This is a genomic window from Stenotrophomonas sp. A3_2 (genome assembly GCF_036624925.1).
GTDB classification, from domain to species: Bacteria; Pseudomonadota; Gammaproteobacteria; order Xanthomonadales; family Xanthomonadaceae; genus Stenotrophomonas; species Stenotrophomonas hibiscicola.
Window position 1 is genome coordinate 22,480 of the sequence record NZ_JAZKVY010000219.1, and the last position, 7,034, is coordinate 29,513.

Genomic DNA, 7,034 nt, shown 5'->3' on the forward strand with positions numbered 1-7,034 from the left:
GGTCGGACCGACCCCATTTCAGCTAGATGAAACCTGAGGCTATACTCGGGTCGTTCCGTACCCCACGCCGGAACGACCAGACCCGAATCCCCGGAAACGACACCATGCGCCCGCAGCCGCTCGCCGCTTGTCTCGCTCTGGCCGTCCTCCTGCCCCTTGGGGCCGCCGCACAGCCCGCTCCTGCTTCTGCTCCCGCCACACCTGCCCCGGCCCCGGCTCCTGCCGCCGCGCCGGCGCCTGCCGCGCCCACCGGCAACTTCGACAATGGCCGCGTGCTGGCCTACACCTGCCAGGGGTGCCACGGCATCACCGGCTACAAGAACGCCTACCCCAGCTACCGGGTGCCGAAGATCGGCGGCCAGACCCAGCAGTACCTGGCCCAGGCCCTGGCCGAGTACCGCCAGGGCAAGCGCCGGCATCCGACGATGCAGGCGCAGTCGATGAGCTTCAGCGAACAGGAGATCGCCGATCTCTCTGTTTACCTGTCCACCGTCAAGTAAGGCCCGCCCATGTCGAAAGCCGCGCATCCGATGCGTCACGCCATCGCCCTGTCCGTTGCCCTGCTGCTGGCGGCCTGTTCGCAGTCGCAGGTGGAAAACAGCGAGAAATCTGCCGCCGACCCGGGCCACGCCAGCGGCGAACACGGCTCTTCGTCTTCGGCCGGCCTGCCCGCAGGCCGCGAGGCCGCCGGTGAAGCCCGCGCCAAGGTGAAGGGCAAGGCCACCAACCAGAGCTGCATCGACTGCCACGGGGCCGACGGCAATGCGCCGATCGATCCGACCTACCCGAAGCTGGGTGGGCAGTACGGTGACTACCTGGCGCACGCGCTCCAGGCCTACCGCGCCGGTGACCGCCAGCATGCGCTGATGACGCCGCAGGCGAAGGACCTGAGCGATCAGGACATCGCCGATCTGGCCGCGTATTTCGGTAGCCGGCCGAGCCAGTTGCGGGATCTGCACGGGGTCAAATGACGGCCGGCCCCCCGGTCGGTGCGGACCGTCGGTTGGTAGGTGCGGACCGTTGGTCCGCACAGATTCCGGATATCCACGCATGGCGTGGATCTGCTGAGCCGAGCGTGGGCTCGGCTCTACATCAATCGGCGCGATCGCTGGCGCCGGTCAACGCTCAGCCTTCCAGCTCTTCCCAGCGCGCGTAAGCGGCATCCAGTTCGGCCTGCACCTTGGCCAGCTGCTGGGTGTGCGCCGTCACTTCAGCACTGCTGCGGGTGTAGAACGACGGGTCGTTCATCGCCGAGGTCAGGCCTTCGACATCGCCTTCCAGCTTCTCGATGGTCTTCGGCAGCTGCTCCAGTTCGCGCGCTTCCTTGTAGGCCAGCTTGCGCTTGGGTGCGGCCGGAGCTGCGGTAGCCGGGGTGGTCGGCGCAGCGGCCGCCGGCTTGGCCGCAGGGGCCGCGGCAGGCGCTGCGATGCTGGCCGCATAACGCTGCCAGTCGCTGTAACCGCCCACGTACTCGCCGATCACGCCGTCGCCTTCCATCACCAGCGTGGAGGTGACCACGTTGTCGATGAAGTCACGGTCGTGGCTGACCAGCAGCAGGGTGCCGGTGTATTCGCCCAGCAGCTCTTCCAGCAGCTCCAGGGTTTCCACGTCCAGGTCGTTGGTCGGTTCGTCCATCACCAGCAGGTTGGACGGCTGCGCGAACAGCTTGGCCAGCAGCAGGCGGTTGCGCTCGCCACCGGACAGGCGGGTAATCGGCGCACGCGCACGTTCCGGGGTGAACATGAAGTCCTGCAGGTAGGCATGCACGTGCTTGCGCTTGCCGTTGAACTCGAGGAAATCGCGGCCTTCGGCGACGTTCTCGATCGCGCTCCAGTCTTCGCGGAGCACCGCGCGGTACTGGTCGAAATAGGCGATCTGCAGGTTGGTGCCGGCGTTGACTTCGCCCTTGGCCGGCTGCAGTTCACCCAGCAGCAGCTTCAGCAGCGTGGTCTTGCCACTGCCGTTGGGGCCGATCAGGCCGATGCGGTCGCCGCGCAGAATGGTCGTGGTGAAATCGCGGACCATGGTGCGCTCGCCGAAGGCGAACGAAATGTCCTTGACGTCGATGACCTTCTTGCCGGAGCTGACGCCCTGCGCGGCTTCCATCTTGACGTTGCCACTGAGATCGCGGCGCTGCGAACGCTCCACGCGCATCGCCTTCAGGCGGCGCACGCGGCCTTCGTCGCGGGTACGACGGGCCTTGATGCCCTGCCGGATCCACACTTCTTCCTGCGCCAGCAGCTTGTCGAAGCGTGCGTTTTCCTGCGCCTGCGCGTTGAGGCGTTCCTCGCGACGGCGCTCGTAGTTGGCCCAGTCGCCTGGCCAGCTGGTGACCTGGCCGCGGTCGATCTCGACGATGCGGGTGGCCAGGGCACGCAGGAAGCGACGGTCATGGGTGACGAACACCACGCTGCCGCTCCAGCCCTTCAGGAACGCTTCGAGCCAGTCGATGGCCTCGATGTCCAGGTGGTTGGTCGGTTCGTCCAGCAGCAGCACATCGGGGCTGGACACCAGCGCGCGGGCGAGCAGCACGCGGCGCTTCATGCCGCCGGACAGGCGGCCGAACTCGGCCTCGCCATCCAGGTCGAGCTTGGTCAGGGTTTCGCTGACGCGCTGGTCCAGGCCCCAGCCGTTGGCGGCATCGATCTTGGCCTGCACGTTGCCGAGGGCTTCGCCATCGAAGACTTCGGCATGGCTGAGGTGGTGGAATTCGGCCAGCCACTGGCCCAGCTCGCCGAGGCCATCGGCGACGACGTCGAACACCGAGCCGGCGGCGCCGTGCGGCACTTCCTGCTCCAGGCGGGTGACGCGCACGCCCTGCTGCACGCGGACTTCGCCGTCATCGGGCTTGTGGTCGCCGGACAGCAGCTTGAGCAGGGTGGATTTGCCGGCGCCGTTGCGGCCGATCAGGGCGATGCGTTCGCCCGGCTCGATCGACAGTTCGGCTTTTTCCAGCAACAACGGGCCGCCGACGCTGAAGTCGACGTTCTGCAGAGTAATCAGAGGCATCCCCATAGTGTAAGGGCTGGGGAGGTCAGCCGGAATCTCGGCGGCGTGCCGGCCTGCGATTCCGCCCTGTGCGCGATGTCCCCCGACGATGTCTTCGGTAGAGTCGACTTTCAGTCGACTGCTCTTCCCTGAGACCCGCGAAAAGCCCGCGCTGCGCGCGATAGTCGACCAACGGTCGACTCTACAAAACGGCGCTTCTACCCCTCCACCTCCCCCAGCAACGCCTGCAACCCCGGCAACCATTGCTTGCCCGGGTGGCGTACCAACCACAGGGTGCGCTGCAGGGCCGGCAGCGGAGTCTCGAGCACGCGCAGGCGGCCCAGGGCCAGCGGCTCTTCCAGCGCGTGGCGCGATAGGCAGGCCAGGCCGAGGCCGGCGATGGCGGCCTGCTTGATCGCCTCGGTATTGCCCAGCTGCAGGGTCTGGGCGAAGCCGCGCAGGTGCGGCAACAACGCCTGCTCCACCGCTTCGCGGGTACCCGAGCCGGGTTCGCGCAGCAGCCAGCGGGCACGGCGCAGTTCGTCCAGCGTCCAGCATGCGGGGGCGTCGGCGGCGGCCACGATCACCAGCGGGTCCTGCTGCCAGGCCGTGACCTGGAGGCCACGCTCGTGGCACGGGCCTTCGATCAAGCCGGCGTCGACGTCCAGGCGCTGCACGGCGGCGACCACGCCAGCACTGTTGTCGATGCGCAGATCAACCTCGGCCTGCGGCGCCTGTCGCAGCAGCTCGGCGATGCGCGGCGGCAACAGGTAGTTGCCGATGGTGGTACTGGCGGCCAGCACCAGCCGCAGCGGCGCGCCCTGCCCCGGATCGCCGCCGGCGGCCAACTGCCGCTCCAGGTCGGCGGCGTTGACCAGCAGCGTGCGGGCCGGCTCCAGCAGCGCGCGGCCGTGGCCGTTCAGGGCCAAGCGGCGGCCGATGCGGTCGAACAACGGGGTACCGAAGTGTGCCTCCAGTTCCTGCAGCGCAGCACTGCTGGCCGACTGCGATAGCGCGATGGCTTGGCCAGCGGCGGTGGTGCTGCCGTGATCGGCGATGGCGACGAAGACCTGAAGCTGGCGCAAGGTCAGGCGCATGTCATTTACCCGCTTAATAGGTAGATTTCACCCATATTATTCGTTTTACAGGTCAGTTGTGCAGGCGCACGCTTGCCCCATCACTCCAGCCCTGCCCCTGCCATGAACGCCCGCGCTCTCTCCTCCTGGTCCCTGCCTGCCCTGCGCCAGCGCTGGCAACCGCGCCTGCCCGGCCTGCTGCTGGTCGGCCTGATCGCAGCGGCGTCGCTGTACCTGGCCGAGCTGCCGTGGCTGCAGGTGCATGGCCTGAGCGCGCTGACCGTGGCCATCGTGGTCGGCATTGTGGTCGGCAACACCTTCTATCCGCGGCTGGCACGGGGCAGCGCTACCGGTGTTGGCTTCTCCAAGCACTGGCTGCTGCGTGCCGGCATCGTGCTGTACGGCCTGCGCCTGACCTTCCAGGACATCGGCCACGTCGGCGTCAGTGGCGTGCTGATGGACGTGCTGGTAGTGGCCGGCACCTTCGGCCTGGCCTGCTGGCTGGGCGTGCGCGTGTTCAAGATGGAACGCGAGGCGGCGATGTTGATCGGCGCCGGCAGCGCAATCTGCGGTGCAGCGGCAGTGATGGCCGCCGAACCGGTAGTGCGTGGCCGTGCGGCGCAGGTCACGGTGGCGGTCTCTACGGTGGTGGTGTTCGGCACGCTGGCGATGTTCCTGTACCCGGCGCTGTATGCGCTGGTGCAATCGCACGGCTGGCTGGTGATGGACGCGCGGCAGTACGGCCTGTTCACCGGTGCGACGGTGCATGAAGTGGCACAGGTGGTGGCAGCCGGCCGTGCGGTCAACGAAGCTGCGGCTGATACTGCCGTGATCACCAAGATGGTGAGGGTGATGCTGCTGGCACCGTTCCTGGTCGCCCTGTCGCTGTGGCTGGCGCGTGGCGGCAAGGCCAGCGCCGACGGCAGCAAGGCACGCATCGTGGTGCCGTGGTTTGCGTTCGGTTTCGTGGCGGTGGCCGGGTTCAACTCGCTGCACCTGCTGCCGGCCGGCCTGCAGGCCGGGCTGGTGCAGCTGGATACCGTGCTGCTGGCGATGGCGATGGCCGCGCTGGGCCTGACCACCCACGTCTCGGCGCTGCGCCAGGCGGGCCTGAGGCCGCTGCTGCTGGCGCTGATCCTATTCGCCTGGCTGCTCTTCGGTGGCCTGGCGATTCATCAGGGCGTGCTGGCGGTGCTGGGCTGAGCAGGAGCGTGCCGACCAGCCGTCGGCACCCACCCGCAGATCCACGCCATGCGTGAATGGCGGGCCCAGTTGGGGGTCAGAGCCCTTTCCTGCGGAAAGGAGGCCGACCCCACCCCATCAGGCGGGACCGGCCGCGCAGGCAGGTACAATGCGCCATGACTGACTTCTCGACCCTGCCGCTCAGCCCGGCCCTGCAGCCCGGCCTGGATGCCCTCGGCTACACCACTCTTACCCCTGTGCAGGCGCAGAGCCTGCCGGCCATCCTCAATGGCCGCGATGTGATCGCACAGGCGCCGACCGGCAGCGGCAAGACCGCCGCCTTCGGCCTGGGCCTGCTGCAGGCCATCGACCCCAGCCTGATCCGCGTGCAGGCGCTGGTGCTGTGCCCGACCCGCGAACTGGCTGACCAGGTCGGCAAGCAGATCCGCAAGCTGGCTACCGGCATCCCCAACCTGAAGCTGCTGCTGCTGGTCGGTGGGGTGCCGCTGGGCCCGCAGCTGGCGTCGCTGGAAGGCCACGACCCGCACGTAGTGGTCGGCACGCCCGGCCGCGTGCAGGAGCTGGCACGCAAGCGCGCGCTGAATCTTGGCGCGGTGCGCACGCTGGTGCTGGACGAAGCCGACCGCATGCTCGACATGGGCTTCGAGGAACCGATCCGCGAGATCGCCGGCCGTACCCACAAGGATCGACAGAGCCTGCTGTTCTCGGCGACCTTCCCCGACAGCATCCGTGCCATGGCACGCGACCTGCTGCGCGACGCGGTGGAAGTGACCGTCGAAGGCGCTGACCAGGCCCCGGCCATCCGCCATATGTTCTGCGAAGTGGAACCGGCGCACCGGCAGAAGGCGCTGGCCGGCCTGCTGCTGAAGTACACGCCGGAATCGGCGGTGGTGTTCTGCAACACCCGCAAGGACGTGGACGAAGTGGCGAACTCGCTGCAGCAGTTCGGCTTCTCGGCACTGGCCCTGCACGGCGACATGGAGCAGCGCGACCGCGAGGAAGTGCTGCTGCTGCTGGCCAACCGCAGCTGCAACGTGCTGGTCGCCAGCGACGTGGCCGCACGTGGCCTGGACGTGGAAGAGCTGGCCGCGGTGATCAACTACGAGCTGCCGACCGACGTGGAGAGCTACCAGCACCGCGTGGGCCGTACCGGCCGTGCCGGTGCCAGTGGCCTGGCGATCAGCCTGGTGGCCGGCCGCGAGAAGACCCGCGCCGAAGCGATCGAAGCACAGATGGGGCAACCGCTGGATTGGCAGAAGACGCCGCTGGCGACGGCGCGCCCGGCCGAGCTGCCGCAGGCGGCGATGCGTACGCTGCGCATCGATGGTGGCAAGACCGACAAGCTGCGCCCGGGTGACATCCTCGGCGCACTGACCGGCGACGCCGGCCTGTCAGCCAAGTTCATCGGCAAGATCGCAATCTTCCCGACCCGCTCCTACGTGGCGATCGCCCGTGAGCAGGCCAACAAGGCCGTGGCCAGGCTGGAAGCCGGCAAGATCAAGGGCCGTCGCTTCCGCGTGCGGATGATGTAAGGAACAGGGTGGTCGCCGGGGGGGGGGGCCCCCCGCCGCGGCGGGGGGGGGGGGGGGGGGGGCGGGGGCGGGGGGCCGGCCCCCCCCCCCCCGCGGCGCGCCCGGCCCCCCCCCCCCCCCCCCCCGCCCACCACCCTGTTCCTTACATCATCCGCACGCGGAAGCGACGGCCCTTGATCTTGCCGGCTTCCAGCCTGGCCACGGCCTTGTTGGCCTGCTCACGGGCGATCGCCAC

6 protein-coding genes and 1 pseudogene are annotated in these 7,034 nt (G+C 68.6%); 4 read left to right on the plus strand and 3 right to left on the minus strand.

Going from position 1 to position 7,034, the window contains the following annotated elements:
* The first annotated feature begins 104 nt into the window (after window positions 1-104).
* Both R5H29_RS07715 and R5H29_RS07720 read left to right on the plus strand, forming a co-directional pair.
* Window positions 105-500, plus strand: a complete 396-nt coding sequence (locus R5H29_RS07715; protein WP_019661290.1) for a c-type cytochrome — start codon at window positions 105-107, stop codon at window positions 498-500.
* Between the two features lie 9 nt (window positions 501-509).
* Window positions 510-971: a cytochrome c gene (locus R5H29_RS07720; protein WP_005416218.1), complete on the plus strand. Its 462-nt coding sequence runs from the start codon at window positions 510-512 to the stop codon at window positions 969-971.
* A gap of 154 nt (window positions 972-1,125) precedes the next feature.
* On the opposite strand, the gene R5H29_RS07725 is transcribed toward R5H29_RS07720, so the two are convergent.
* Together R5H29_RS07725 and R5H29_RS07730 are read right to left on the minus strand one after the other, a co-directional pair.
* Window positions 1,126-3,009: an ATP-binding cassette domain-containing protein gene (locus R5H29_RS07725; protein ID WP_164145317.1), complete on the minus strand. Its 1,884-nt coding sequence runs from the start codon at window positions 3,007-3,009 to the stop codon at window positions 1,126-1,128.
* A gap of 197 nt (window positions 3,010-3,206) precedes the next feature.
* The gene (locus tag R5H29_RS07730) at window positions 3,207-4,085 is read right to left on the minus strand and encodes a LysR family transcriptional regulator (protein ID WP_332329007.1); all 879 of its coding nucleotides are present in this window, start codon (window positions 4,083-4,085) and stop codon (window positions 3,207-3,209) included.
* 102 nt (window positions 4,086-4,187) lie between these two features.
* Between R5H29_RS07730 and R5H29_RS07735 the strand changes: the two genes are divergently transcribed.
* Together R5H29_RS07735 and dbpA are read left to right on the plus strand one after the other, a co-directional pair.
* On the plus strand, window positions 4,188-5,267 hold the full coding sequence (locus tag R5H29_RS07735) for a YeiH family protein (RefSeq protein WP_332329008.1): 1,080 nt from the start codon (window positions 4,188-4,190) through the stop codon (window positions 5,265-5,267).
* A gap of 155 nt (window positions 5,268-5,422) precedes the next feature.
* Window positions 5,423-6,799, plus strand: a complete 1,377-nt coding sequence (dbpA, locus tag R5H29_RS07740) for an ATP-dependent RNA helicase DbpA (protein ID WP_332329009.1) — start codon at window positions 5,423-5,425, stop codon at window positions 6,797-6,799.
* 142 nt (window positions 6,800-6,941) lie between these two features.
* On the opposite strand, the pseudogene R5H29_RS07745 reads toward dbpA, so the two are convergent.
* A pseudogene (locus R5H29_RS07745) lies at window positions 6,942-7,034 on the minus strand (ATP-independent RNA helicase dbpA); the annotation flags it as partial.

Coding starts and splice junctions, on each gene's coding strand:
- R5H29_RS07715 (WP_019661290.1), top strand. CDS start 105: ATGCGCCCGCAGCCGCTCGCCGCTTGTCTCGCTCTGGCCGTCCTCCTG.
- R5H29_RS07720 (WP_005416218.1), top strand. CDS start 510: ATGTCGAAAGCCGCGCATCCGATGCGTCACGCCATCGCCCTGTCCGTT.
- R5H29_RS07725 (WP_164145317.1), bottom strand. CDS start 3,009: ATGCCTCTGATTACTCTGCAGAACGTCGACTTCAGCGTCGGCGGCCCG.
- R5H29_RS07730 (WP_332329007.1), bottom strand. CDS start 4,085: ATGCGCCTGACCTTGCGCCAGCTTCAGGTCTTCGTCGCCATCGCCGAT.
- R5H29_RS07735 (WP_332329008.1), top strand. CDS start 4,188: ATGAACGCCCGCGCTCTCTCCTCCTGGTCCCTGCCTGCCCTGCGCCAG.
- dbpA (WP_332329009.1), top strand. CDS start 5,423: ATGACTGACTTCTCGACCCTGCCGCTCAGCCCGGCCCTGCAGCCCGGC.